Annotated in this window: 22 protein-coding genes; 7 read left to right on the top strand and 15 right to left on the bottom strand. The window is 63.2% G+C overall.

What is annotated here, in order from left to right; all coding sequences use genetic code 11:
• Positions 1 to 224, bottom strand: a 224-nt coding sequence (locus JQ587_RS18420) for a flagellin N-terminal helical domain-containing protein (RefSeq protein ID WP_491524940.1), incomplete at its 3' end; no start/stop codon positions are given.
• A 320-nt stretch (positions 225 to 544) separates the two neighbouring features.
• Between JQ587_RS18420 and flbT the strand changes: the two genes are divergently transcribed.
• Positions 545 to 997 carry a flagellar biosynthesis repressor FlbT gene (flbT, locus tag JQ587_RS18425; protein WP_212301136.1) on the top strand — a complete coding sequence of 151 codons (453 nt, stop codon included), beginning with the start codon at positions 545 to 547 and terminating at the stop codon, positions 995 to 997.
• Positions 998 to 1,070: 73 nt separating this feature from the next.
• Here the strand turns inward: flbT and JQ587_RS18430 are convergent, their stop codons facing one another.
• The 9 genes from JQ587_RS18430 to JQ587_RS18470 all read right to left on the bottom strand — a co-directional run bounded on the left by JQ587_RS18430 (position 1,071) and on the right by JQ587_RS18470 (position 14,689).
• Positions 1,071 to 2,567, bottom strand: a complete 1,497-nt coding sequence (locus JQ587_RS18430) for a pyridoxal phosphate-dependent decarboxylase family protein (RefSeq protein WP_212426187.1) — start codon at positions 2,565 to 2,567, stop codon at positions 1,071 to 1,073.
• Positions 2,564 to 3,835: an ATP-grasp domain-containing protein gene (locus tag JQ587_RS18435; protein ID WP_212426188.1), complete on the bottom strand. Its 1,272-nt coding sequence runs from the start codon at positions 3,833 to 3,835 to the stop codon at positions 2,564 to 2,566. The genes JQ587_RS18430 and JQ587_RS18435 overlap by 4 nt, the downstream gene beginning before the upstream one ends.
• A gap of 19 nt (positions 3,836 to 3,854) precedes the next feature.
• Positions 3,855 to 5,459, bottom strand: a complete 1,605-nt coding sequence (locus JQ587_RS18440; RefSeq protein ID WP_212426189.1) for a hypothetical protein — start codon at positions 5,457 to 5,459, stop codon at positions 3,855 to 3,857.
• Between the two features lie 10 nt (positions 5,460 to 5,469).
• The gene (locus JQ587_RS18445; protein WP_212301140.1) at positions 5,470 to 6,255 is read right to left on the bottom strand and encodes a hypothetical protein; all 786 of its coding nucleotides are present in this window, start codon (positions 6,253 to 6,255) and stop codon (positions 5,470 to 5,472) included.
• A 75-nt stretch (positions 6,256 to 6,330) separates the two neighbouring features.
• A complete protein-coding gene (locus JQ587_RS18450; protein WP_212426190.1) occupies positions 6,331 to 8,244 on the bottom strand; it encodes a flagellar protein in 1,914 nt (637 codons plus the stop codon).
• Between the two features lie 20 nt (positions 8,245 to 8,264).
• Complete coding sequence (gene flgK / locus JQ587_RS18455; RefSeq protein WP_212301142.1) at positions 8,265 to 10,145, bottom strand: flagellar hook-associated protein FlgK; 1,881 nt, start codon at positions 10,143 to 10,145, stop codon at positions 8,265 to 8,267.
• A gap of 34 nt (positions 10,146 to 10,179) precedes the next feature.
• Positions 10,180 to 12,435 (bottom strand): flagellar hook-basal body complex protein, encoded by a 2,256-nt coding sequence (locus JQ587_RS18460; protein ID WP_212301143.1) that lies wholly within the window; start codon positions 12,433 to 12,435, stop codon positions 10,180 to 10,182.
• Between the two features lie 191 nt (positions 12,436 to 12,626).
• Positions 12,627 to 13,139, bottom strand: coding sequence for a peptide-methionine (R)-S-oxide reductase MsrB (gene msrB / locus JQ587_RS18465; RefSeq protein WP_212301144.1), 513 nt, complete (start codon positions 13,137 to 13,139; stop codon positions 12,627 to 12,629).
• An 86-nt stretch (positions 13,140 to 13,225) separates the two neighbouring features.
• Positions 13,226 to 14,689 carry an NAD(P)/FAD-dependent oxidoreductase gene (locus JQ587_RS18470; RefSeq protein ID WP_212426191.1) on the bottom strand — a complete coding sequence of 488 codons (1,464 nt, stop codon included), beginning with the start codon at positions 14,687 to 14,689 and terminating at the stop codon, positions 13,226 to 13,228.
• A gap of 196 nt (positions 14,690 to 14,885) precedes the next feature.
• Here JQ587_RS18470 and JQ587_RS18475 point away from each other — a divergent pair, with 196 nt between their 5' ends.
• The 4 genes from JQ587_RS18475 to JQ587_RS18490 all read left to right on the top strand — a co-directional run bounded on the left by JQ587_RS18475 (position 14,886) and on the right by JQ587_RS18490 (position 18,526).
• Complete coding sequence (locus JQ587_RS18475; RefSeq protein ID WP_212426192.1) at positions 14,886 to 15,422, top strand: SixA phosphatase family protein; 537 nt, start codon at positions 14,886 to 14,888, stop codon at positions 15,420 to 15,422.
• A 55-nt stretch (positions 15,423 to 15,477) separates the two neighbouring features.
• Positions 15,478 to 15,903 (top strand): universal stress protein, encoded by a 426-nt coding sequence (locus JQ587_RS18480; protein WP_212426193.1) that lies wholly within the window; start codon positions 15,478 to 15,480, stop codon positions 15,901 to 15,903.
• Between the two features lie 14 nt (positions 15,904 to 15,917).
• On the top strand, positions 15,918 to 16,379 hold the full coding sequence (locus JQ587_RS18485; RefSeq protein ID WP_212426194.1) for a hypothetical protein: 462 nt from the start codon (positions 15,918 to 15,920) through the stop codon (positions 16,377 to 16,379).
• 953 nt (positions 16,380 to 17,332) lie between these two features.
• The gene (locus JQ587_RS18490; RefSeq protein ID WP_212426195.1) at positions 17,333 to 18,526 is read left to right on the top strand and encodes an OpgC domain-containing protein; all 1,194 of its coding nucleotides are present in this window, start codon (positions 17,333 to 17,335) and stop codon (positions 18,524 to 18,526) included.
• Between the two features lie 1,178 nt (positions 18,527 to 19,704).
• On the opposite strand, the gene JQ587_RS37180 is transcribed toward JQ587_RS18490, so the two are convergent.
• The 3 genes from JQ587_RS37180 to JQ587_RS18505 form a co-directional block, all read right to left on the bottom strand.
• Positions 19,705 to 19,926 carry a response regulator transcription factor gene (locus JQ587_RS37180; RefSeq protein WP_212426196.1) on the bottom strand — a complete coding sequence of 74 codons (222 nt, stop codon included), beginning with the start codon at positions 19,924 to 19,926 and terminating at the stop codon, positions 19,705 to 19,707.
• A 283-nt stretch (positions 19,927 to 20,209) separates the two neighbouring features.
• Positions 20,210 to 20,797, bottom strand: coding sequence for a site-specific integrase (locus tag JQ587_RS18500; RefSeq protein WP_249154373.1), 588 nt, complete (start codon positions 20,795 to 20,797; stop codon positions 20,210 to 20,212).
• A gap of 376 nt (positions 20,798 to 21,173) precedes the next feature.
• Positions 21,174 to 21,410, bottom strand: coding sequence for a DUF1127 domain-containing protein (locus tag JQ587_RS18505; RefSeq protein ID WP_212301151.1), 237 nt, complete (start codon positions 21,408 to 21,410; stop codon positions 21,174 to 21,176).
• Between the two features lie 186 nt (positions 21,411 to 21,596).
• Between JQ587_RS18505 and JQ587_RS18510 the strand changes: the two genes are divergently transcribed.
• Positions 21,597 to 22,940: an aminotransferase-like domain-containing protein gene (locus JQ587_RS18510; protein ID WP_212426197.1), complete on the top strand. Its 1,344-nt coding sequence runs from the start codon at positions 21,597 to 21,599 to the stop codon at positions 22,938 to 22,940.
• Between the two features lie 10 nt (positions 22,941 to 22,950).
• On the opposite strand, the gene JQ587_RS18515 is transcribed toward JQ587_RS18510, so the two are convergent.
• Both JQ587_RS18515 and JQ587_RS18520 read right to left on the bottom strand, forming a co-directional pair.
• Positions 22,951 to 23,550: a YdcF family protein gene (locus tag JQ587_RS18515; protein WP_212426198.1), complete on the bottom strand. Its 600-nt coding sequence runs from the start codon at positions 23,548 to 23,550 to the stop codon at positions 22,951 to 22,953.
• Positions 23,551 to 23,615: 65 nt separating this feature from the next.
• Positions 23,616 to 24,203: a hypothetical protein gene (locus JQ587_RS18520; RefSeq protein ID WP_212426323.1), complete on the bottom strand. Its 588-nt coding sequence runs from the start codon at positions 24,201 to 24,203 to the stop codon at positions 23,616 to 23,618.
• Positions 24,204 to 24,268: 65 nt separating this feature from the next.
• Between JQ587_RS18520 and JQ587_RS18525 the strand changes: the two genes are divergently transcribed.
• On the top strand, positions 24,269 to 24,703 hold the full coding sequence (locus tag JQ587_RS18525; RefSeq protein WP_212426199.1) for a hypothetical protein: 435 nt from the start codon (positions 24,269 to 24,271) through the stop codon (positions 24,701 to 24,703).
• Position 24,704: the final 1 nt, after the last annotated feature.

Below are 24,704 nucleotides of genomic sequence, written 5' to 3' on the forward strand. Positions count from 1 at the left end.
TGCAGCACCTGAACGCCGTTGCCGATGTTGTCGAGCAGGTTGTTGATGTCGCTGGCGCGGTTGTCGAGCGACTGGGCCGTGAAGAAGTTGGTCGGATTGTCCAGGGCCGAGTTGACGCTCTTGCCGGTCGACAGACGGTTCTGCGTGGTGGCGAGAAGATCAGCGGTGGACTGGAGGGAGAGGAGGTTCTGACGAACCGACGCGGAGAGAACGATACCGGACATTGGGTGTTACCTTTCTGGTAAACGACGCTACTGTTACGCGTCCTGGGATCTTGATTGACCCAGCGACCGGCGGACCGTGGCTCCGAGAATCTAACGAAGCATGAAATGAAACCGGCGCTTTCGCTGAGTCGCAGCGTGATTCGGCTCAGCGACGCAGCGGCGGTGATGCCCCGCCGGGCAACTTCGAGATTGAAATGATTGAGTTTTTCTCTGGCGGGGGCCTGGATTTAGAACTCGTTAACTAATGTTGAGGGAGTATTGCGCCCTGATCCGCCACAACTCACGCTCGGTTACGAAAGCGTTGATGGAGAACAGGCAAAATGGCCCTCAAGGTCGAGCTCAGGCCGCACGAACGCATCATTGTCGGGAACTGCGTCATCACCAACACCGACCAGCGCGCCCGCCTTCTGATCGACGGCGACAACGTGCCGATCCTGCGTGAGCGCGACATCCTCACGCCCGAGACCGCCGATACGCCGGCCAAGCTCGTCTATCTGGCCGTCCAGTTGATGTACATCTCGCCGGATCCGCAGAGCCAGCACGGCACCTATTTCAACCTGGTGCGCGACATCATCACTGCCGTGCCCAGCGCCTGGCCGATCATCGAAAGCATCAACAACAACATCATGAGCGGCGATCTCTACCGGGCCCTGAAGGACGCCCGCAAGCTGATTGCCTACGAGGACAAGCTGCGTGAGCAGTTCGAGTCCACTCATCCCAAGAATGATGCCAAGACTGAGCCGGGCAAGACCGACGTCAGCACCGCGGCCTGATCGAAGCGCTTTCGCCTGAACGACGACGGCCCCGGATCATCTCCGGGGCCGTCGTTGTTTCAGCCGATGACGATCACTGCGTCGCGAGCGGCGGCGCCTCGACCTCGATCACTCCGCCGGTTCGCTTCGCACCGAACTTGATCACCGCCGACACCAGCGCGTCGATGTCCGTCTCCGCGGTGCGATGATTGACGATCGCGGCGCGGATCGCGAACTTGCCATCCAGCGTCGTACCCGACGGCGCGGCGATGCCGGACTCCTGGACATCGGCGACAACTTCCCGATTCACCGCATCGCCGGCGCGATAGCGGAAGCAGACGATGTTGAGATTGACCGGCGCGAGCAGCTCGAGCCGCGGCTCGGCGAGCACGCGCGTCTCCAGGTATTTTGCCAGCGCGCAGCTCCGCGCGATAACCGCCCCCAGCCGATCGGTGCCGAATGTCTTCAGCGTGAACCACGTCTTCAGCGCGCGGAAACCGCGCGACAGATCCGGACCGAGATCGCATGGCCATACGGCGCCGGCTGCAAGCCCCCTCGCCTCGCGGCTCAGATAGGCCGCCGGCTGCGCAAAGGCCTGCCGATGGCGTTCGCCGTCGCGCACCAGCAGGAACCCGGCGTCATAAGGTACCTGCCCCCACTTGTGAAAGTCGAGCGCGATCGAATCCGCAAGCTCAATGCCGTCGAGCAGCGGCGCAAGCTCGGGCGAGAGGATCGCGAGCGCGCCGAAGGCGCCGTCAACGTGAAACCAGATCCCCTCCTCGCGGCACAAATCGGCGATTGCCTTGAGATGATCGATTGCACCAATGTCGACGGTACCGGCAGACGCTGTGACGAGGAACGGCCTGAAGCCGACCTCGCGATCGATCGCAATCTGCGCTCGCAGCGCGGCGACGTCGATGCGATGACCGGAATCGACATCGATCTTGCGCAGTGCGTCGGTGCCGAACCCGGCGATGTCCATCGCGCGGGAGATGCAGCCGTGCGCGGCTTTCGACGCGTAGGCCGTAAGCAGCGTGCCGTCGTTGCCGATACCGTGTTGACGCGCCAACGCGCCGAGCGCGCTCGTACGCGCCACCAGCACCGCCATCAGATTGGCCATCGACGTGCCGGTGACGAAGATGCCGCTTGCGCCCTGTGGAAAGCCGAACAGGCCGCGCATCCACTCGACGATCTGGCGCTCGACCTCGATCGGCATGTGATCACGTCCGCCGAGATTGGCATTGAGACCCGCCGCAAGCATCTCTGCGATCATGCCGACCGCTGTGCCACCGCCATGCACCCAGCCCATGAAGCCGGGATGAACATTGCCGGTCGCGTAAGGCGCAATATGCTCGGAAAATTCACGATAGATCTCGGCGAGATCGGCTGCCTCGCGCGGCACGCCGGTTCGAACCGCCGCGCGAACCTCATCGGGGATCGGCTGCCACACCGGACGCCCGCGAACATTAGCGATGCCGTCGATCGCCTCGTCCAGCATGCGATGGGCAAGCGTACGAAACTCGCTCCAGTCCTGCGGATCGAGCGATCCGTTCGTGGCGGAGGTCTGCGTATTACGGACGATCTCATTCATGCTGCACTCCCCACGCCCGCCTTGTCGGCCGTCTTGTCAGTCGTCTTGTCAGTCGTCTTGGCATGCCGTGATAGCATCGCGGTGAACGCGGCAAAGATCTTGCGCATCTGCGGCGGCTTGTATGGAAACACGACCGGCGAATCCATGTTGTGCACGACTGCGGTGTTGTCCGCCTCGAACACCAGAAGATCGCCATTCTGGTTCTCGGCGCAATCGACGATGAAATAATCGAGACCGACGCGCCGGCTCATTTCGTCGAGCGCGTGTCTGTGGCGCGCGGCAAAGGCACGATCGAAGTCCTGCATGAAAACAGCTTCTTCAGCGCGCTTCTCTTCGCTGAACGCCATGTAGGCGTTGAGATACCAGATGTCCCAGCGATCGGCGATCGCCATGTGGCAGGCATACGGCTTGCCGTCGACCATGGTGAGCCGGATCTTGCGATAGAGTCCGTCCGGGCTCGCGTAGTCGACGAAACGCGCGACGAAAAAATCCTGCTCCTGGCGTTCGGCGAGATAGGCCGCGAGCGCGGGAGCATCGTCGAGTTTCGCAAGTCCGACACCGGCATGCGTACCGCGTGGCCGCGCGATCATCGGAAAATGCAGTTCGCCCGTGATCTCGGCGCAGGCAATCCGTCCTTCCGCGAGAGCCGACAATTGCGCGCGCGTCGCGTGAGCGGTCACGGGAATGTCGAGGCCGGGGATACCGGCCAACAATCGGAACAATTTGTCGCGATCGAGATTGCCGATCAGCTCGGGGCGATTGAGAAGCCGCCGCGGCCAGCGCGGCGCGGCCTTTTCGATCAACGCGAGCGCTTCGCGGCATTCCTCGGAATCGGATGCGACCACGATGGCAACGTCGTGCTCGGGCAGCGTTTCCGGCAGACCTTTGTCCTTGGTCACATAGAGTGTCAGGAGCTCGATGTCGGAGCCCTCGAGCAGGAATTCGATCGGCGTGTTGCCGCCCATGTCGATGTCGGCCGCAAGTGCAAGCACGCACAAGCCAGGCTTTGGTCCTGTGGCGGGTGTGCGAAACAGTTGATGGAAGGAGAGCACCTCGGACTGAATCACGAGCCCGGCTTCCTTCTCGCCCATTAGCTGGGCAATCAACGACAGATCCAGCCCCTCGCCCGCTTGCGCCGTTCCATTCGCAATCCGCGCCAAGAGCTGATCGCGCAACGGCTGCAGATCGACGCCTTCGAACGCCTGGCGCGTCAACTGCGCAAAGCCGATACGGTCGGCATAATTCGGCGCGGCAAGCGGATGCAACATCTCACACCTCGAATACGGGCTACGCTGGCGCGGCGGCGGTACGGTCAACCAACAGCTCGATCTTCACCAGGACATGGGCGATGCGATCGAGGACGTGCTGCATATTAGCTTGCGCTTGCACGCTGTCGACCGACCAGGCGTCGGTGACGAGCCGCGCGCCGACGCACAGCCGCAATACGGCTTGCGGCGCACCGTCCGGCGGCATCAGCCGGACCGGTTGGCCGACGAGACAGCGCTGCGCGGCAACCTGCCGGTCCGCGGCACCGCCAACGATGGCATCGTTCATGTCGCGCGCAAGCGCGCGGTGCACAGCGCTGGTGTCGGCGACGGACACTGGCTCGCCGTTGCGCAGCAGCGTGAACGGAAAGATCGAAGGCCGCACAAATTCTTCATCATCGGCATCAGTAGCGTCGACGGGCGCCGGTACGGCACGCAGCGACGGCGACAATGTGATCATGCTGTCGATGCCCGATGCAAGCTCGGCAAGCGCCCTGGCGCGGAACGCGCCGGGCACGGCGTAGTAGCCGCCGATTTCGGCCAACGCGGCTTCCCAGCGCAGCCATTGACCGAAATTCGGCCGGCGCTCGAAACGCGAGCGCAGCGCCGTCCACGCCATCGGCCAATCGCAGCGGCCGGCATAGTCGAAGAAGCCCGGTGCGATCCCTTCGATCCGGTCGAGCGCCCGCGACAGACCCTTCGGAACCAGCAGCGCGCCGCTGAAGGCAGGCCCGCCGAAGAACTTCGAACCCGTCATCAGCACCATGTAGCCGCGATCGAGATACGAGCGCAGCCGCCGGCGGCCGAGCCGCGCCTGGCAGGCATCGACGACGACCTGAACCTTGCGCGGCCAGCGCCGCGCGATCTCATCGAGACAGGCGGCACTCGGCGCGCGCCAGCCGAGCTTTGACGAATCCATGATGTGCAACAGAACGCGCCGGCCTTGCGCGAGGCTGTCCTCGATTGCGCGCATGACCGCCGCATCTGCGTCAGTACGCATCCCAAGGCCGGATGTGGCGTCCAGCAGAGGCACCGCGAGACTGTCACCGGCGAGGCCCGCGATCGCGGCGTCCTTGCGCACGGCAATGCCGCTCGCCGTCATCGAGCTGAAATGGTGCCCGCGCGCCGACTGCACCGTACCGCTGCCGGTCTGGTCGGCGCCGACCACGATCGTCACCGGCGGTACGCCGAGTACGGCGCGGGCCAGGAACAAGGCATGAAGCTGGGAGTCCGTACCCGAGGGCGAGAACACGATTTCGACGCGCGACGGCAGCAGGAAGTGACCGCGCAGCTCATCGCGCATGTCCTCGCAGCGCCGGTCGAAGGCGATCTCGACCTCATCGAACAGCGATTTGTGGACCAGCTCCTCGCGCGCCAGCGCAGCGCGGTCATAGGCGGCTTGCGAGATCGTCGATGCGGTCGAGGAGGCGAAATTCCAGATCTCTGGCTCGGGCGACGGCGCGCAGCCATAGGCGTTGACGCGTTCTTTCGGGTCGAGCGCGAGGCGCTGATCTCCGCCGGAGGCCAGCAGCGTATCCAACGGCGTTAAGAGATCGCGCAGGCGATAGCGCGCCCCCCCTTCGGACGCTCGCTCGATGTCCGACAGACGGGATGCGCCGATGCTCATCCCGACTGGCTCACGCCGCGTCAGCTGCCGCAGCCGCGGGCACGGCTGCGAATTGCGAGGCAATGTCGCCGTGGAAGACCGACGGGCCGACATGGTCGAGCGAGCTCTGGATATCGGCCCAGATCTCGCCGCCGATATCAGTCCAGCGCTTGCAGAAGGCGAAGTCTTCGGAGAGATAGGTCCCGGTTGCGGGATCGATCATGCATTCGAACAAGGCGAAGCGGTTCGGGCTCGTGACGAGCGAGTCATGCGAATGCTCGCGGAAGAACTGCAGATTGGCATAGTCCGGATGGCGGCACATCGCCTCCAGCGCCTGGCGGCGGATCATCAGGAAGCCGGTGCCGGCATAGCGCACGCGGGTGAAGCCGTTGACCACCACGATGCGATCGGGATCCTCGATCTCTAGCACGTAGTCGAGCGAAGCCGCCGTCACATCGGTCCGCCCCGCCTTGATCGCGCGCGTCGCCTTGTCCCAGTTCACCCGCTTGATCGGATAGCAGCCGGCGACAACGTCGGCGCCGCACTCGATCAGCCGGAACACCTGCTCCGGCTTGAAGCCGATGTCGGCATCGATGAACAGGAAATGCGTCGCATCGGGATCATCCAGGAACATCGCGACCAGATTGGCCCGGGCGCGCGTGATCAGCGCATCGCCGTCCCGCAACAGCACCTTCAGCCCGAGGTTGGACATGCCGTGCACCGCGCGCTGGAGCGCGAAGATGGAGCTCGCGTAAATGCTCGACACCTGCCCGCCGAAGCAAGGCGTCGCCACCACCAATTGCATCTTGTCCGACATCGACGGCTCCGCGTGCCCCGCTCAAATCCTCACCAAGAGGTAAAGAGGCATGGTTAACGACGCCTTAATGCGTCCTTACAGGAACTTGACCAGCGAGAGCTGCGCGAGATTGGCGGTAGTCTGGTAGGACGCCTGCAGCGCGTTCTGGAGCGAGAGGATTTCGCTGGCGACCTGGTCGGGCGATGCCGACTCCGCCTGGTCGACGATGGTCTGGAGCTGCGCCTTGGCCTGGGTCTGGCGCGTGGTCGCATCCTTCATCGTGTTCTGCGCCATCGCGATGTCGGTCTGGATGTCCTCGATCTTCTGCTGCCCGGGCTGCGGCGTCAGCGCCTGCGTCGTGCGCAGGCTCAGCGCCGCAACCTGCCCGCCCGCATACTGCCCGGTCGGCGAGGTCGAGAACGTGCCGAATACGGCGATCGCCTGCAACTGCTTGCGGATCGCGTCCTCGTCGGCCTGCGCGCCGTATTGCACCGTAACGGAGTCATCCACCCGCGCCACCGCGGTCGAGCGCGCCGAGCCCGGCCCGTCATTGCCGGTGTACCATTTCACGGTCGTGGCCGTGCCGTTCACCAGGCTCGTCGCCGAGCTTGCCGGCGAGCTGCTGGTGTCGACGCGCAGCGGCGGCTGCGTGGCCGTAATCGGCGTAGAGGCGAAGCCGAGCGCGCCGAGCGCGGCGGTGGCGCCTGCAGTCCCGCCCGAAATGTTCAGGCTTGCGGCGTCGTCGGTATTGATCGTGATCGAGCCGCCATGGATGGTCGACGGCTTCGAGGTGCCCGTGATGGCGTCGATCTTGCTCATCAGGGTCTGGATACTGTCGGTGACGTTGAGCTGGTTACCGGTCGCGCCCGAGGCTACGAAGCTCAGCGTCGTGCCGTTAACGGTGATGGTATCGCCCGGCGAGAAGCCGGGCGCAATCGAGTCCGAGGGCGAGGTGCCTGACAGCGCGGTGGTTCCGCCGATCGGCGTGGACGCCTGACTGGTCTTGGCAGCGCCGATCGCCGAGCTGTCCGTATTGAAGAAATTATCGCCGGCCTCGACCGCGGACGCCGCTATCAGCGAGGTACCGGCGAGCTTCTTGATCGCGGTGTTCAGCGCGGTGTTGAGGTTCGCCGATGTGATGGCCGGGTTCGGGGGAACCGCCGGAATGATATTGGGATTGCCGGGATCGATCGCAAAGCTGCCGACCGGCGTCGGCGTCGCGCTGGACGCCGTCAGATCGATCTGCTCGGTCGAACCGTCAGGCAGCGTGAACTGCACGCTGAGCTTGTCGCCGTTGTTCGGATTGACGCCGTTGAGATTGACCGAGAACGACACCGGTGAACCGCTCGGACCGGTGATGGTCGCGCCCGTCAGCGTCGAGGAGACGGCCGCGATCTTGAGCCCGAACGGCGACGTCGCCGAATCCTCCTGCACCTGGATCGCGCCTGACGGCAGCGTCGACTGCACCAGCCGCCCCATGCCGTTGGCGCCGAGATCGGCGGCCTGACGCTCCGCCATGACGGTCTTCAGGCCCGCCTGCGTCGTGGTGCCGTTGATGATGTCGCCGGCGTTGGCGACCGACTGCGTGTTGAACGCGGTCCCTGAGAACAGATAGCGGTTGCCCGACTGCGTGTTGAGCACGCCGACCATCGAGCCGAACTGCGCGGCGGCGGTGTTCTGCGCCACCGTCTGGCCGTTGACGTTGAGATCCTGCGCCGTGGTGGCCGAGCCCGTCTGCACTGTACTGCGGATCGTCGTCAGGGACTGCAGCGCGGTATTGGCGAGGTTGATGTTGACGTTGACGTTGGTGATCGTGTCGGTATAGGCGGCGATGTTCGAAAGCTGCGCGCGCGAGGCGATCGCAAAGCCTTCGTTGGTTCCCATGCCGGAATAGTTCTGCGACAGCTTGCCGGTCGAGAGCTGCGTCGACAGGTCGGTGAGCTGCTGGTTGATGTTACGGATCTGCGCGCCGAGGACTGACGAGCCGTAGTTGATGCTGCTGATCGACATGTTTCAGAGCCCTGTACTGATTACCCTTGAGCCTGGATCAATGTATTCATCATGCTCTGCACCACCGACATGACATGGGCGTTGGCGGCGTAGGCATTCTGGAGCTGGATCAGGTTCGACATCTCCGAGTCCAGATTGACGCTGGAGGTCGAGTTGAACTTGGCCTGCAGCGTCGAGACCACGACGCTCTGGCCCTGCTGCAGCTGGGTCGCCTGGGTCGAGGCGTTGGCCTGCACGCTCAGGAACTGCTGGAGATAGTTCGAGACGCTGCCGGTGAACGGCTGGCTCGCCGAACCGAGACCGGTCTGCGGTGAATAGGAATACACAGCCGTGGTGAGCTGCGAGTAGAGATAGTCCGAGCGCGTGGTGTCGCCGGCGGGCGTCACCGGCGACGTGCTGTAAACCGACAACCTGGTCGGATCGGTGCTGAGCTGCGTGTTCACGGCGATGCGGCCGGCAAGGCCGGTCATCTGCGAGCCCGATGCCGTGATCGCGCCGGTATAGAGCGCCTGGCCGCCGTCGGTGAACAGCGGCAGCTGCGGACCGCCCGAGGTCAGCGACGAGACCGTCTTGGTGCTCGACGCCGAAGTGATCTTGGCGAGGCCGCTGTTGTCGTCGGTGACGCGCAGCGTCGTTGCGGTCGCCGGCGACGGGGCGGCGGAGAACGTCAGGTGCGAACCCGACAGCGCGGTGTTGAGCGCGGAGGCAATCGCGCCCATGCCGCCGGAAAAATTGACGCCGACCTGCATCGGATTGGCGTTGGTGGCGTTCGGCAGCGGCAGCGCCGCGGGATCGGTCACGTTCACCAGCGTGACCTGGCGCTGCGTGTTGGTGGAGTCGGTATAGGTGATGTTGACGGTATTGCCCGGCTGCGCGCCGGCAAGATCGATGTCGAAGCCGGCGGGCGGGCCGGAGACAGCGGTGCCCGCCGTGGTCTTGTCCGACAGCGCGCTCGACATCGTCGCGGCGAGCTGGTCGACCTGGTTCTGCGCCTGTACCAGCGTCTGGTCGCGCAGCTTGAGATCGGCTGCGATCTGGCCGGAGGAGACAACGTTGTTGCCGGCGACGTCGATCGACGAGCCGTTCGGCAGCTTGATGGTGAGCGCACCGACCCCGGACTTGGCCGGATCGACGTTGTAGAGCGACGTCGCCCCCAGCGTCCCGGCTGACGTGAAGGAGAATTGCGAGGCGAGCCCCGCGCCGACCAGCTGGATGCCGGTGGTGGTGTAGATGTTGGCCTGGTTCGACCCGTCGGTGGTGACGCGGACATCGACATATTTGGACAGCGAGTTGATGGCCTGGTCGCGCTGGTCCATCAGCGTCGCCGCGGACGGATCGGTCGGTGCCAAGCCCTGGAGCTTGGTGTTGATGTCGGCGATCTGGTTCAGCGCCGCGTTGGCGGCTTGCGACGAGGTGCCGAGATCCTGCTCGACATTGGAGCGCAGCGACTGGATGCCCTTGGTGGTGACGTTGAGCTGCGTCGCCAGCGCCTGCGCCGCACCGAGCGCAACCGTCTGCGCCGACGACGAGCCCGCGCTGGTCGAGAGCGCCTGGAGCGAAGAGGTGAAATTGTTCAGCGCGGTTTCGAGCGTGCCGCTGTTGCCGGGCGTGCCATAGACACTCTGAAGCTGCTTCAGAATGTTGGCCATCTGGTCGGCATAGCCGCTGCCGCCGGTCTCGGTGCGCAGCTGGTTCTGCACGTAGCTGTCGATATCGCGGCTGACGCCGGTCGTCTTCGCCGTCGAGCCGAAATCACCGGTGGTGACTTCGATCTGGTTCGGCGTCTGGGCGACGTAACCCGGCGTCTGCGAGTTTGCGACGTTCGAGGAGACGATCGAGAGCGCGGCCTGGTTGGCCCGCAGACCGCTCATCGCACTGGCAAGGGCTGAACTCAAACCCATCTTACTTGCCGCCTTTGGTTACGTTACGCGCCAATCAGCGCAACACGTTGAGGAGGTCCTGGACCATCGAGTTCGCCGTCGTGATGACCTTGGTGTTGGCCGAGTAGGCCTGCTGGGTCACGATCAGCTTGGTGAACTCGTCGGCGATGTCGGTGTTGGATCCCTCCAGCGACGAACCGCTGATGGTGCCCGAGGCACCGGCGATCGCAGGACCCGACTGGTCGGTCACTGCATAGGCGCCGCCGTCCATCGCCTTGAGATAGTTGGTGCCGTTGAAGTGCGACAGCGTCACCTGCGCGAGGTCGAGGTTCTGGCCGTTGGAGAAGGTGCCGACCACCAGACCGTTGTTGCTGACGGCGACCGAACGGAGCTGACCGGCGGCGTAGCCGTTCTGCGTGATCGTGTTGATGGTCACCGCGCCGCTGGTGCTCGCGTATTGCGTCAGGCCGCCCGAGGAGATGTTGAGAGCGACCGAGCCGAGCGATTGCCCGCTGACGGTGACGTTGCTGAGGGTGATGCCCGAGCCGGCCGGCGAGGAAAGCGAGCCGTCTGCGGCAAAGGTGAAGGACTGCCCCGCGTTCACCCAGCCGACCGTCGTGCCGGTCGCATTCGGATCGGTCTGGTAGAACAAATTCCAGGTGTCGGTATGACCCGTGCCCAGCGACGCGCTGTCGGTCTTGGCCCAGCGCAATTGCAGGTTCACCGGGGTGCCGGCCGCATTGTAGGCGGTCACCGCGCCGCCGCTGATCGATTCCTTGGTGAAGGTGGCAATGTCGTTGCCGATCACGGTGCCCGTACCGGAGGTGCCGCCGCCGCCGCGCGCCTTGGTGACGGTTGACGTGAAGCCCAGCGCGGCAAACGCGCTGCTGTTGCTGCTGGTCACCGTCAGCGTGGGGTTGGCAATACCGGTTTGCAGTGTGATCACGCCGTTGGAGATCGAAGAACCAGTCGCGCCGCTCAGACCGTCGATCTTGCCAAGCAGCGTCGTGATGTCATCGGTGATGTTGATCTGGTTCGCGCCGGACGCACCCGAAGCCATGAAGGTCAGCGTCTGACCGTTCACAGTGATGGTATTGTTGACGGCGAAGCCCGATGAGAGGACTTCCGCACCGCCAGCCGTCGCAGAGCCGCCCAACACGGTCGAGCCGGTGATCGCCGGTGTCGACAGCACGTTGCCGCCGCGCGTCACACTGCTGATGCCGAGCAGGCCAGCCGCTGCGCCGGAAACCGTGATATCGCTCGTGGTGTTGGTTGTGATCTGGATGTTGCCGCTGGATGTCATCGACGCGGCAGCGGGCGCGCCGCCGGCGCCTGTCACGATCGCATTCAGGATGTCGGACATCTTTGAGGTGGTGCCGCCCAGCAGACCGATCGTGGTCACGTTGCTGGCTGTCGAGGTGCCGGAAACGGTGGCGTCAAACTTGATCGTCTGGGTGCCGACAATCATCTGCGTGCCAGCGAGGCTGGTCAGCAGCGTGTTGTTCAGATGCGGGCTCGTGCCGGAATCAAGCGACGTGCCGCTGGTGACCGCGGCTGAAGAGCTGTCCAGCAGCGCCACCGAGCCCGTTGCGGTTGTCGCCGTATAGGCCGAGCGCAGATTGCCCGTGGCCGCCGCGCCGGAGACCCCTGCACTGACATAGGGCGGGGGCGGCGTGCCAATGATCAGCGGATTGGATGCGAAATCGGACGGGTTGAGGCCGCCGGCTGCGAGTAGCGTGCCGCTGACTGCCGTCGAACTTGCCACCGTATTCGGCTGGGACGGCAGGTTCGCTGCATATTGGATCGAGGTCGTCGCCTGCGCCGGGACGAAGTTGTTCTGGAATTGCAGCACGGTCGGCACGCTGCCGGTCGGATTGCCGGTCTTCGGGTCAACCGCGACGCCCATCAGGTAATAGCCGGCGCCGTTGACGAGGTTGCCGTTGGCGTTGACCTGGAAGTCGCCGCGGCGGGTGTAATAGGAGACGCCGTCGAACACCGGCACGTTGTCGACGACGCCGCTCGCCTTCTGCACCGAGAAGAAGCCGTCGCCGGTGATCGCCATGTTGGTGGCGACGCTGGAGGACGAGATCGTGCCCTGGGTGGTGATTGTTGCCTGTGCGTGCGCAGTGACGCCGCCGGCGACCTGCTTGCTCGGCACGGACGCGTCCGGGATGAGATCCTCGAAGCTGGTCCCGATGCCCTTGTAACCGGTGGTGGACGAGTTCGCGATGTTGCCCGAGATGTTCTGAAGCGCGTAGGACTGCGCCTGCAGGCCACCCACCGAGGTGTTCATTGCATCGAAGATACCCATAACTTTGTCTCCAAATCCGATCTCGGCGGCCGGCAGACCCGTGGCCGCAGTCGGAGGAGACGTCGCAAGGCCTATGCCAATGCGGGTATTTTCATGAAATCAATGACTTAAATGGAGATGCCCCGGTCGGACGACCGGGGCATAATTGCCGGACCGGCAACAATTGCCGGGAAAACACGTCAAATGGCGCCTTAGGTCGCCGACGGCGTCGCCGGGTGGAACACCAGCCCGAAACCGTCGATGCAGTAGCGCAATCCGGTCGGCTTCGGACCGTCATCGAAGACGTGACCGAGATGGCCGCCGCAGCGCCGGCAATGCACCTCGGTGCGCACCATGCCGAAGGTGCGGTCCTCGGTCTTGCCGACATTGCCCTCGATCGGCTGGTAGAAGCTCGGCCAACCCGTGCCGCTCTCGAACTTGGTCTCGGAGGCGAACAGCGGCAGGTCGCAGCCGGCGCAGGCGAAGACGCCCTTGCGGTGCTCCTTCAGCAGCGGGCTGGAGCCCGGCCGCTCGGTGCCTTCCTTGCGGAGAATCTCATATTGCTGCGGGGTGAGCTGGGCCCGCCACTCCGCATCGGTCTTCTCGATCTCGAACTTTTGCGCGGCTTTCTCTCCAGCCTGGGCCGGCGTTGCTCTCAGCCAGCGGAAGGCCGAAAGGCCAAACAGGCCGGCGACAGTCGATAGCAGGATGCGGCGGTCAAACATCTCATTCTCCGTGCGCGGGGACCACGCCCTGAGATACGGGCTCTAACGGCTAATGTTACACTTCCAGGCGACGTTTTTCTTCCCGCTTAATGCGGGACGCCCTGCTCATGGGAGGCGGGTTCCGCCTCCTCCGTCACAGCCGGCTGCGGCCGCGCCGGGGCCACCCGCGGCCGAACCCCGGGCGGCTGATGACGCGGACCGGTGCCGGCGGCCCGGTTGGCCTCGGCCAGCCGCGCCTCGCGCTCCCTGTCCTTCATCCGCACCCGCTCGCGATAGCGCGCGAGTGACCCCGCGGCAGCGGAACTCGCCCTGGCCCAGATGCCGACCAATTGGCCCGCGACGCGTCCAGTGGTGCCGCCCGCCCAGACCAGCTCAAACGGCGAGAACAGCTTCCAGCGCTCGTCACCCCACAGGATGCTGCGCGCGATCAGCTGTCCGGCCATGGCGGAGGTGTTCATGCCCTGGCGGCCGAGGCCGCTCGCCACCCACAGGCCTTTGCGCAACTGGCCGATCTGCGGCATGCCGTGCACGGTTTGGCCGGTGGCTCCGCCGAACGTCTCGGAGATCTCGACATTGCCAAGCTCAGGGAAGATCGACCGGATCCGCCGCTTGATGCTACCTGCAAAGCGCTGCGGCCGCGCCGCCCAGGTGGTCTCCGGGCTCTCCCACATCAGGCGGTCGCCGTCGACGATGCGGAAATGATCGACGCCATCGGAATCCATCACTGATCCCTTGAAGCTGATGATCTCGTGCAGGCGCTCGCCAAGCGGCGCTGTGATCCCTGCGTATCTCCAGACCGGCAGCAGCGTCTCCGACAGGCGCCGCAAGGGTGCGCCGAGATGGATGTTGCCGGCGAGCACGATGTGGGAGGCGCGCAGCCGTGCCGAGGGCGTCACGATGCGCTTGCGGATGCCGGAATGATCGATGCTGACGACCGGCGTATCCTCGAAGATGCGGGCGCCCGCGCGCCGCGCCAGCGCCGCAAGGCCATGCACATATTTGCGGCCATCAACCTGGAATGCTTTGGGATAATAGACGCCGTGGAAGTAACGATCAGTCTTGAGCGCCTCGCGCACCCGATCAACCTGCCAGCCTTCGGCCTCGGTATCGAAATCCTCGTTCAGCATCTGGAGCCGGCTGATCAGCCGGTCGCCGGCATCGACATTGGAGACCTCCAGCACGCCACCGGTGAGGCCTATGCCCGGCATATTCTCTTCGGTCGCGTTGGCGCGGACGAACTCGGCGCCCTCCTTCGAGAGCGTCCACAATTCACGGGCGTCCTCGAAACCGATGCGCTCGATCAGTTCGGTGAGCGGCAGCGCAAAACCCGGCGTCACCGTACCGAGTTGGTTGCCCGAGGCATTCCAGCCGATATGGCGCCCCTCGAGCACCGCGACGCTGGCCCCGAGCCGGGCCGCCTCCAGCGCAATGGAGAGTCCCGCCAATCCGGCTCCTATCACGCAGATATCGGCGTCGAGGTCGAACGACAGCCGCGTACGTTCACGAAAGCCGGCTTCGTCCTGGGACACGCTTGTGAAAGTCTCGCTCATGTCGTTTTCTTAGAGCATGATCCGGAAAAGTGTGCAGCGGTTTTCCGAAAAGATCATGCTCAAAACAACAATTTAAAGCGTGATGACGCTTTGTCCTGATCTCATCGCGCTTTAAAGGACCCATCGGGCGCTTGTGACCTTGTCCCTCAACGCCCGCCTGTAGATTATTCTAGACGTGGAACGATTCGAGAATGCCATGCGCCGTTTGATGCTGCTGCGTCACGCCAAGACCGAGACCGACGCGCCGAGCGGCCGCGACCAGGACCGCCGGCTCGACGCGCGCGGCCAGCGGGACGCCGCGGAGATGGGCGACTGGATCGCCACCCATGCGCCTGCCCCCGAGGCCGTGCTGGTGTCGCACGCCGTCCGTGCCCGGCAGACCTGGGACATCGCCTGGCAGGCGATGAAGGACCGCGTCGCAGCGCCGCAGGTCGAGATCCTGCCGGAACTCTACGGCGCCGATCCCGCGCAGATTCTCGAAACCATTCGCACTGCAACGATACCGGCCAACCCCAAGCAGCTGTTGTTGGTCGGGCACAATCCCGGCATGCACGAGGCCGGCTTGATGCTGATGGGCAGCGGCGATCCGGCCAGCGCCAAGGCGCTCGCTGACAATCTACCCACGGCGGGGCTTGCGATCCTGGACTTTGAGGTCAAGGATTGGGGTGACGTGGCCTACCGCCGCGGCAAACTGGTGCTGTTCGTCAGCCCCAAGTTGCTTCGACTGGGGTGAGACGCGCGGGCGCTGTCTCGACCGGTTGATCCAGCTTGGTCAATAGGAGGCGCAGATGTTCAAGTCCATTCTCGTGCCCATCGACCTCGCCGACACCGATCTGGCGAAGCCTGCGATTGAAACCGCTGCAACGCTGTCGCAGAACTGGAGCGGATCGATCCGGCTGCTCAACGTACTGCCGATGACGCCGGTGATGCTGGCCGAATACGTGCCGGCCGATTTCGACGACCAGCAGCGACAAACCTCTGAAGAGGCACTCGCCATCGTCGCCCGTGAATCCGGGATCGACGCCGCCCACATCTCCGGCGTGGTGCGGCAGGGCGGCATCTATCACGAGATCCTCGAAGAAGCCGCGCACATGAAGGCCGATCTGATCGTCATGACCTCGCACCGGCCCGCGATGCGCACCTACTTTCTCGGCTCGAATGCCGGACACGTGGTGCGCTATGCGAAGTGTTCGGTTCTGGTCGTGCGGCACTAACTCGGAGCAATGACGTGAAGCAATGGTGGCGGAGATGGACCTACGAGGTCCCGCTCGCGATCGGCGATGCGCTGTGGGACGTGCTGGTCGTCCAGCTGGCCGCGCTGCTGGACAGGCTGACGGTACGGAAGGTCATCGCCTTCATTCCCGTCGTTATCCTGATAGGCGCCTACTATCACAGCATCCCGATTCCGCCGGAGCTGATGCTGATCGGCGATTTCCTTGCCTATATCGACATCTTCTCGGTGCTGTTCCTGCTCGGCGTGCTGAGCCGCATCACGACGATCCTGTTCGTCGTCAAACAGGCGGCTGCCCGCATCGCATCGCTCGGCGGCGACGTCGTTGCGCGGATGCAGCGTTTCGATGTCCGGCATCGGCGCCAGCGCGGCGCTCCGGTGCGGCCTCGCCGCAAGTCTGAGAGTTCCGAGGACGATCGAGCCTATGGCGGTGTGTGGGGCCAGGTCGCGTTGGCTTGATCCGACCTCAGTTGGTGGCCCGGATTGCGCTTCGCTCCATTCGGGCGACAAGGCCCAACACCTTGCGTTGCCCAGCGGACAAAACACGCTAGTCCTGGGGCAATACCCGCCACCGAAGATATTCCACTTTGCCGAAATTCGGAAATGACGCATGAGTTGCGCAACCCGGCCCAAGGAAGAGGGGCGTATCGCGATCGTCACGAACGCGGGCCGGACTGCGGTGGGCGTGGGTCACATCGGGCGAAGGATTTTGCAGGGCGGGCAATCGTGAGCGAGGCCGTCGCCCACACGACGGTTGTGACCCGCGTACGGCAAAATCGTGTGGTCCTGGCGCCCGGAGTCTGTGCGCCAAGGCTCGTGGTGATGCGTGTGGTTCAACCGGGCTCACACATCAGTCATCTGCGAGACGACGGGGGCAATAGTGCATCGCTCCCCGGGGAGAGCGCTGCATAAACCGTAAAGCCACTGCGCAGGAAGAGTTCACCCGCAAAAATTCACGATATATCAATATGATGCAATTTTTGTAGCCCCATTTGTGTCGCGATCCGCTAACGGGCTCCTCAGTTGTGCATATCTGCGATGTTCCCCTCGATGCTGGCATTACGTGCATCCTGTCTGGGCCCGTCGCAGTGCTTGCATTTCGCTCGCCTCTCGTCGCAGGGACGTGCGCTGGTGCGTTCGCGGGGTGGGGCATGAACTGACGGGGGATGGCTCAAACGCCCGCTTGGGCGTCTCTGGCGGGGTTTGCCGACACGTCTCATTCAGTCGATGAGGTGACGTGACACGCTCCAGCAACCGCTAGCCCTAAGTCTTGGCCAGTCGCCGCTGGGTTCTCTGAGAGACGTAGAAACGATGCCTGCGGTCGGACTGCTTTGCCGTCTTGAGATGGATCAACTGCGTCCATTGCCTGAAACCGCAGTTTGTATCCTGAACTGTTCTTCGGAGGGTCAGGCATGGATGCAAGTACGGAGCCTCGCAACATCCCTGTCTTGCAGCCGCCCAAACGCGACCTGCGGCTCGATTTCCTGCGTGGCATCGGGCAGTGGATAATCTTCCTCGACCATATCCCGAATAACTTCCTCAACTGGTTCACGCCTCGCAACTACGGCTTCAGCGACGCAGCGGAATTCTTCGTCTACATTTCCGGCTATTCGATCGGATTTGCTTACGGACCAGCCGTTCAGAACGGACAGCTTTTGGCCGCAGCGAAGCGGCTTTGGACGCGAGCGTCGCAGCTTTATGTCGCGCACATCTTTCTGTTTCTATTTTTTGTCGCCCAGATCGCCCGGACCGCGGCCCGCTTTGACAACCCAATGTACAAGGACGCGTTCAACGTGGCGCAATTTCTAGACCGTCCCGACATCATGATCGGGCAGGCACTCATGCTCAAATATAAGCCGGTCAACCTCGATGTCCTTCCTCTGTACATCGTGCTGGTTCTCGCCGCGCCAGCACTATTGTGGTGCCTGCTGCGCCGACCGAACTTGACCTTGCTCGGCTCTGCAATCCTCTATTTTGCTGCCCGATATTTCGATTGGAATTTGCCCTCGTTCCCGGGAGGCAAATGGTATTTCAACCCGTTCGCATGGCAGTTCTTGTTTGTATTTGGCGTCTGGTGCGGCCTTGGCGGTGGGCCGAGGATAAGGTCAACGGCGCTCTCTCGCCCGATCACCATTATCGCGGGGGCGTGGCTCGCCTTCTCGTTCCTGATCGTCATGACATGGCATGTGCCCAGCTTGGAGCGATTTGTACCAGAGGCTCTACGTCGCGCGATTTATCCAATCGACAAGTCCAACCTTGATCCCTTGCGTCTCACCCATTTCGTGGCCGCGCTGATCGTGTTGCTGCACTTCCTCCCACAGGATACGCCGTGGCTCGGCTCCAGACGACTGCGTCCGCTGATCCTGTGTGGTCAGCGCTCGCTTCCTGTGTTCTGCTTTGGCGTCTTCCTTTCCTTTGCTGCTCACTGGATCCTTGTGCAGGTCAGTGGTGGCGTCTTCGCCCAGATGCTCGTCAGCATCGTAGGCATCTCCCTGTTGGTGGGCACAGCATGGCTCGCGACTTGGTATCGTAGCCTTCCGACCCTATTCGCGGCCCCAGAGAACTACGCGCCAGTCGGAAACGCTGAAACCGATCAGCCTCCGTAGTCGAGGCCAAGTTACTTTGGGAGGGGCAGGTAAAGGGGGGGGTACGCGCGACGGCAGCCTTTCAAGCTAATTTCTGCGCGCTGCGCGGTACTGGACGGTGTAGCGGCGGAGCTACGGCGGATCATCGTTCAGCCGGGTGACTACCGTGACTAAAGGAAGATTTGCGGCTCACGGCCTAGTCGCCGCAAATCCCCAAACTTTATGAATTTTGAACCAGTGCTCACCCAAAAAGTGGGACGGACGGCCATCTTCTGACGGGCCTCCGCATTGAATCGTCGAGAATTGTCAGATTGTCGCAGAAAATTCTCGATTTCAAAGAATTTCAAGGCCTGAAGCCGGCCTTTCTTGCGCATTCCATGTACATGGCCCTCCGCCGTTCCGAGAGGCCGTTTCCCTGTGACGGGGTTCCGGGCAACGCCTCGAGTGTTTGGGAGACGCACTTTTCCATCGCGTTGTAGTGGGCTTCGCTTATCGATGGCTGATGCTTCGATGCCGCATAAGTTGTTGTTGTCAGCAGCGTCGAGAGAAGGGCGGTCAGCACGAGGGCGGAACGTGAGTGCTTCATTGCTGTCTCCAAGAGGTTTGAAACTTCACGACAGCCAACGTGGTTGGCTCCGAAGTTCGCTTGCTTGAGCTAGATCAAGGTGCGCTGCGCCAATTTGAAGTGAGTGATGCTGCGCCTGCGAAACGACCTGTCTGCGCCCGATGACGGGAGCAACGAAAAAGCCGATGCTGCACTGGAGTAACTCCGAGGGCAAATTCCTACCGCATGCTCAAAGCGGCATACTCAAAAAAAGACCAAGCAAATTGGAATGTACAGAGACGACTGGTTGGAAGATGCATCGTTGCACGCAGATCAATTTGATAAGTCGGACGTGACGTCAATTTTGAAATAGCTTGCCGTGCAACAGCGATGGTCGCGGATGCGCGAATTGTGCATGTCGTCGAGCCATCTACGAAACGTCACCCTGAGCGCCAGATACCATCCTTAATTAACTTTGGCGTGGCGTCCGCGCCGTTGCATTCGGCGCGCGCATCCCGCCGCCGATCCCAGGGCGATTGGAGGCAAATTTGGGGACCGACAGCGAGACTGCGCAGCGCTATCCAAGGATGCAAGTCCTACAAGTGATCGGGATTGATTTGATCAACGGGTCGATGGGTAGCCCGCCGGGAAGTCATCAGGTAACCCCGCGATACGTTCCCCAACTCGCAAGCCGCTCGGCTGCGTCTGCGATCTCTGCGGACGAACTGATGCCCAACTTTGCGAGCAGCCGAGTTCGCTGCCCCGCGACCTGTTTTGCCTTGCCACTAAGGTGGCTTGCAATCTCGGCATCCGTTTTCCCAGCCGCTAACCGCCTCAAAAATTGCTTCTCACGGGGACTGAGCAGCACATCAGTCATGTCGGCCTGCCATCGATGGCCAAAGATGAAGTCAGCGTACGCTGAACAAACGAAGATACCAACTAAGCCAACTCAAGGAGCGGCTGGTCCTGCATCGCGCCGAAGCAAAGGGGACGCGGAGTATATGCGCTTGGCGGCGTCAAAATTGCATGCACCAAAGAAGGCAGCGTTCCCGATGAACGTCTTGATTGTTAAGACGAAAAAAGCATTGGATAATCGGGGGCGATCGGCAGCCGCGCGTCACGGAGCGTTTCGGTCGTGACTTCCGAATGAGCAAATTTCGTTAACTCGCGAGCGCAACGATGTTGTCACCGACACACGGCTCATGTTGCAATAGTGCCCTGCGCGAAATTTCGTCGCTGCGTTCGGTGATGTACTTCGAATAGGTGCGCTCGATCATCGCAACGCTCGTATTGTGAAGTGATGCGACCAGCCTGATCGGAACGTTGAGCAAGAGCGCACGCACGATGCTCGAATGTCGCAAAGCATAGGCCGTGACTTCAGCCGGATCACGGCCGATGGCGATCACCACCTTGTCGATCTGACGATCGTAGCGCTGGCCGGGATTGTCGTCCCATTGACTTCCATCGCGCCGGACGAGCAGCGGGGCGTCGTCGGCGCGACCCTTGGCCACCTCTTTCAGTTTGGCCGCGAGCGGCGCAGTAATCGGAACGCTGTACCGTTCATGCTTTTTCTTGGCACGATTGCGGCCACCGCCTTTGGCTGATTTCGGCATAGAAAGTTTCGGCCGGATCGGATGAGCATCGAGATCGGCGACGCGCAAACGAACAGCTCGGCTCGGTCGCGCTCCGGTCACGGCCAATGTTTCAGTCAATAATCCGAGCTTGTCGTCAAGCGCATAAGCGGCCATGCGGCCCTCTACAATTCCATAAGCATTTTAGTTTTCCCCAGGGGAGGCCGGGATGTCTCCGGCTTCACCTGTATGCCGCTGTGCAGCCTCTTGTAGCGCAACCTTCGCACAGCGGACCGCGGGCGCCAGCCGGCACCCGGTCTTCCCTGCGCCCTTTTAGATGAGGGTGAGGCGACGGGCAAAGCTCGGGCGATATGAGCCGCGAGAGGGAAAAGGTGTGTCTGTTTGCTCAGTCATTGCGCGAAGCTGTTGCGACGAAGCAATCCAGAGTCTTCAGCCGTGCGCTGCAGAGCCGGGGCCCATGTATCAGCGCACCGTGTAGTCTCCTGGGTCCCGGCTCCGCGCAACAGCGCGTCCGGGACACAGGCGAGCAAGCTCACAGATACCGTGTCAGTTCGGCCTTGAACTGCCCGTAGACGGCGTCCTCGATCTGGCTGCGCGTGATCCCGATATCGCGCAAGGCGCGGTCGTCGAGCTCGTTCAGCGTCTTGACGGCGGTGCGGCGCTCCAGGCGGTCGAACAGGGCATAGGCGGCGTTGACGAGCGTGGCAAAAAATCCGCTCGACGAGGATGGGCGTAAACTCCGCCCGGCAGTTTGCGAGATCGTGGTCATGTTTCTTCTCCGGCCTTACGTCCCGCACGGCGAAGCAGGTGCCGTTGGCGCAAACGCTGGCAGCGCCTGCACCTCATTTGCCATCGGATTGCTCTCGCTCACCTCGGCTCAATCGCGGAACTTGATGGAACTTAAATGCTCCAGTACATTGCTCGGAGCAAGGAAAACATTGCTCTCGGTGCAATAATGTCCAAGTTCGAGTACGTGAAGCTTGCGGATGCCATTGCCGCAGATATCTCTAAAGGCACGTTAAGGCCCGGCGACCGGCTGCCGCCGCAACGGAATTTTGCCTATGACCGCGGCATTGCGGTCTCGACCGCGAGCCGTGTTTATACGGAGCTTTTGCGCCGCGGCCTCGTGGTCGGCGAAGTCGGCCGCGGCACTTTCATTTCCGGCGACATCAGGCGCGAGGTCGAGAGCATCGCCGAGCCGCGCGACGCGCGCATCGATTTCGAGGTCAATTATCCGCTGCTGCCGCAGCAATGGGCGATGATCGCCAAGAGTCTTGCCGGGCTCGAACGCGTCGATGCGCTCGAATCCGCGCTGCGCGTCTCGACCAGCACCGGCACCAAGAGCGCGCGCAACGCCGCCGCGGCCTATCTCGCGCGCAAGGATTTTGCGCCACAGGCCGAGCAGATCGTCTTCACCGCCAACGGCAAGCAATCGCTCGCGGCCGCGCTCGCTGCGCTCGTGCCGACCGGCGGCCGCTGCGGCGTCGAGGCCCTCACCTATCCTTACGTCAAGAGCATCGCCGCGCGGCTCGGCATCACGCTGGTGCCGATCCCGATGGACGAATATGGCGCGCGGCCCGACGCGATCCAGAAGGCGCATCGCGAAGCGCATCTGTCGGCGCTGTATCTCCAGCCCATCATCCAGAATCCGCTCGGCGTCACCATGAACGCGACGCGACGCGCCGACATCATGCGCGTTGCCGAGAAGCTTGATCTCACCATCATCGAGGACGCGGTCTACGGCTTCCTCGCCGACGACACGCCGCTCGCGGCACTCGGGCCGGATCGCTGCATCGTGCTCGACAGCCTCTCCAAGAAGGTCGCGCCGGGTCTTGCGCTCGGCATCCTCGTCGCGCCGCCTCATTTGCGCGAGAGCGTGATGAGCGCAGTCCGCACCGGCGGCTGGATCGCCTCGGGCCACGCGCTCGCATCCGGACAGCGATTGATGGCCGACGGCACTGTCGCCGAGTTGACGCGGCTGAAGCGCATCGACGCCGGGCGGCGCCAGCAGACCGCGGCACGCCTGCTCGCCGGTCACCAGCTCTCGGCCGATCCGCGCTCCTATCATCTCTGGCTGACACTGCCGCCGCACTGGCGCTCGCAGACCTTCGTTGCCGCAGCCGCCCGGCGCGGCATCGCGCTGACGCCGTCCTCGACCTTCGCGGTCGCGCATGGCCATGCCCCGAATGCGGTGCGGCTCGCGCTCGCTCCACCTTCGTTCGAACAGCTCGATTCCGGCCTGCGCACGATCGTATCGCTGCTCGGCACCAAGGAGGAGGATTTCGACTCGACGGAGTAATCCCTGGCCGTCAGCGCACCGGCCATTCGGCGATGAACCCCCTCGCCTTGTAGGGTTCGATCTTGTCCCATTCGTGCAGCACACGACGACGAAATTCCGGGTCGGTGTACCAAAGCGCGCGCGGCGTCGCAAAACTGTCGACGGTGAGCAGCAGCTTGGTCACCTCGGGCCAATGCCGATGCAGCGTCATCGGATAGCGTCGCGCGGTCCAGGTGTTGCCAAGGCAGATCACGCTGCGGATGTTGTGCAGTCCCAGCGCCGCATCGATCACAGGCAGCGAGAGGATCACGTTCTCGCCGGTGTTCATCGCGCGATGCTCCTCGAGGATTCGATCTGCCGGAATGCCCGCGGCGACCATTGCCGCCTTGATGATCATGCACTCGGATTGCTCCGAGCCCGGCGTCACGCCGCCGCTGACAATCGACCAGCGGAAAAGACCCTCGCGCCACAGATGCGCGGCGGTCTCGGCGCGGAGGACAACGTCCTCGCGGGTGCCGAACAGAAACAGCAGGTCGGCCGGCCAAAGCGGCGTATCGATCAGATGGGTGCGATTGATCTCGGCGATCTCGTCCGCCGTCGGCAGGCGCGTGCTGCGGTCCGTGACTGTCATCGGAGCAAGATGCGCGACCCGTGCGCGGCTGCGAAGTCACGTTTGATTGCGTCCGGTTGCAAGCGCTACGGCAGCAAGGACCGAGGCAGTTGGTCGAAACTGTAGCTGCGCGGCTGGTTGCGCCGGACGAAGCCGCCGACCTGCCAGGCGAACAGCACGGCAAAGCCGAGGATGAACAACACGCCGGCGAATTCGCCAATCATCAGCGCGCGAATCAACAGTCCCGCCATCGCCACGGCCAGCAGCGCCAGGAACGCCAGCACCGCCGCATAGGTCTTGCGGCCGAGGCCGGCGGTCAGCTCGGCGCGGCTACCGGCCTTCGCCATCCGCGCATGCAGCTCGACGAGAAAATCGCGAAAGCCGCTGTCCTGCGGCGCCATCAGCGCGGCGGTCTGCCAGCTCGTCGACAGGATCGCGATGCGGCCGCCACTGGCGCGGCTGACATCGGCGCGAAAGCGGTGCTGCTGCATCGAGACCGGGCGGAACGACAGCCTGACAGCACTGATGTCGTCATAGCGCCAGACGCCGGAGCGACCGGCGATGTGCCAGGACAATCCCGCCTCGGTCAGCTCAAAGCGATGCGCCGAGCCGATCAGCGACGCCTTGTAGGCATAGCTCGTGACCGGGGCGCCTTGCGCATCCGAAACCTGCATCTCGATCATCAATCCCGTCTGCGATATGCTTGCGCAATCGCCCTCCCCCATCCTACAAGCGAGACATGGCTGAGACGATCTATTTTCCGCGCCACCTGATTCTCGGGGCTGCCATGATCGCGGGCGTGCTGCTCGCACTCGCGGTGCACATGCTCGGCGCGCGCTACGGGCTCGACCTCGGCGGTCTCTGGCGCGCCGACGCGCATGAGTTCATGCCGACCGGCGCGGCGATCGCCTGGTGGCTGATCGCAACCGTCGGATTCTCCGGCGGCTATTTCACCGCGACGTTGATGCAAAGCGCCGTCTCCGGCCAGATCCCGCAAAGGATGCGGCAATTCCTGATCGCGCTCGGCGTGCTCCTGCTCGCGGGCGCCGGACAGGCGGCCTCGGCGCCGAGCCCGATCCCGACCATTTCCGGCGTGCTCGCGGGTCTCGCAGCGCTGTGTCTCGGCGCCGTGATGGCATTTTGCGGCGCGCATTTCGCGCTGCGCCGCGCCTAGC

It is taken from the genome of Bradyrhizobium manausense, assembly GCF_018130615.1.
In the GTDB taxonomy this organism is placed as follows: domain Bacteria; phylum Pseudomonadota; class Alphaproteobacteria; order Rhizobiales; family Xanthobacteraceae; genus Bradyrhizobium; species Bradyrhizobium manausense_A.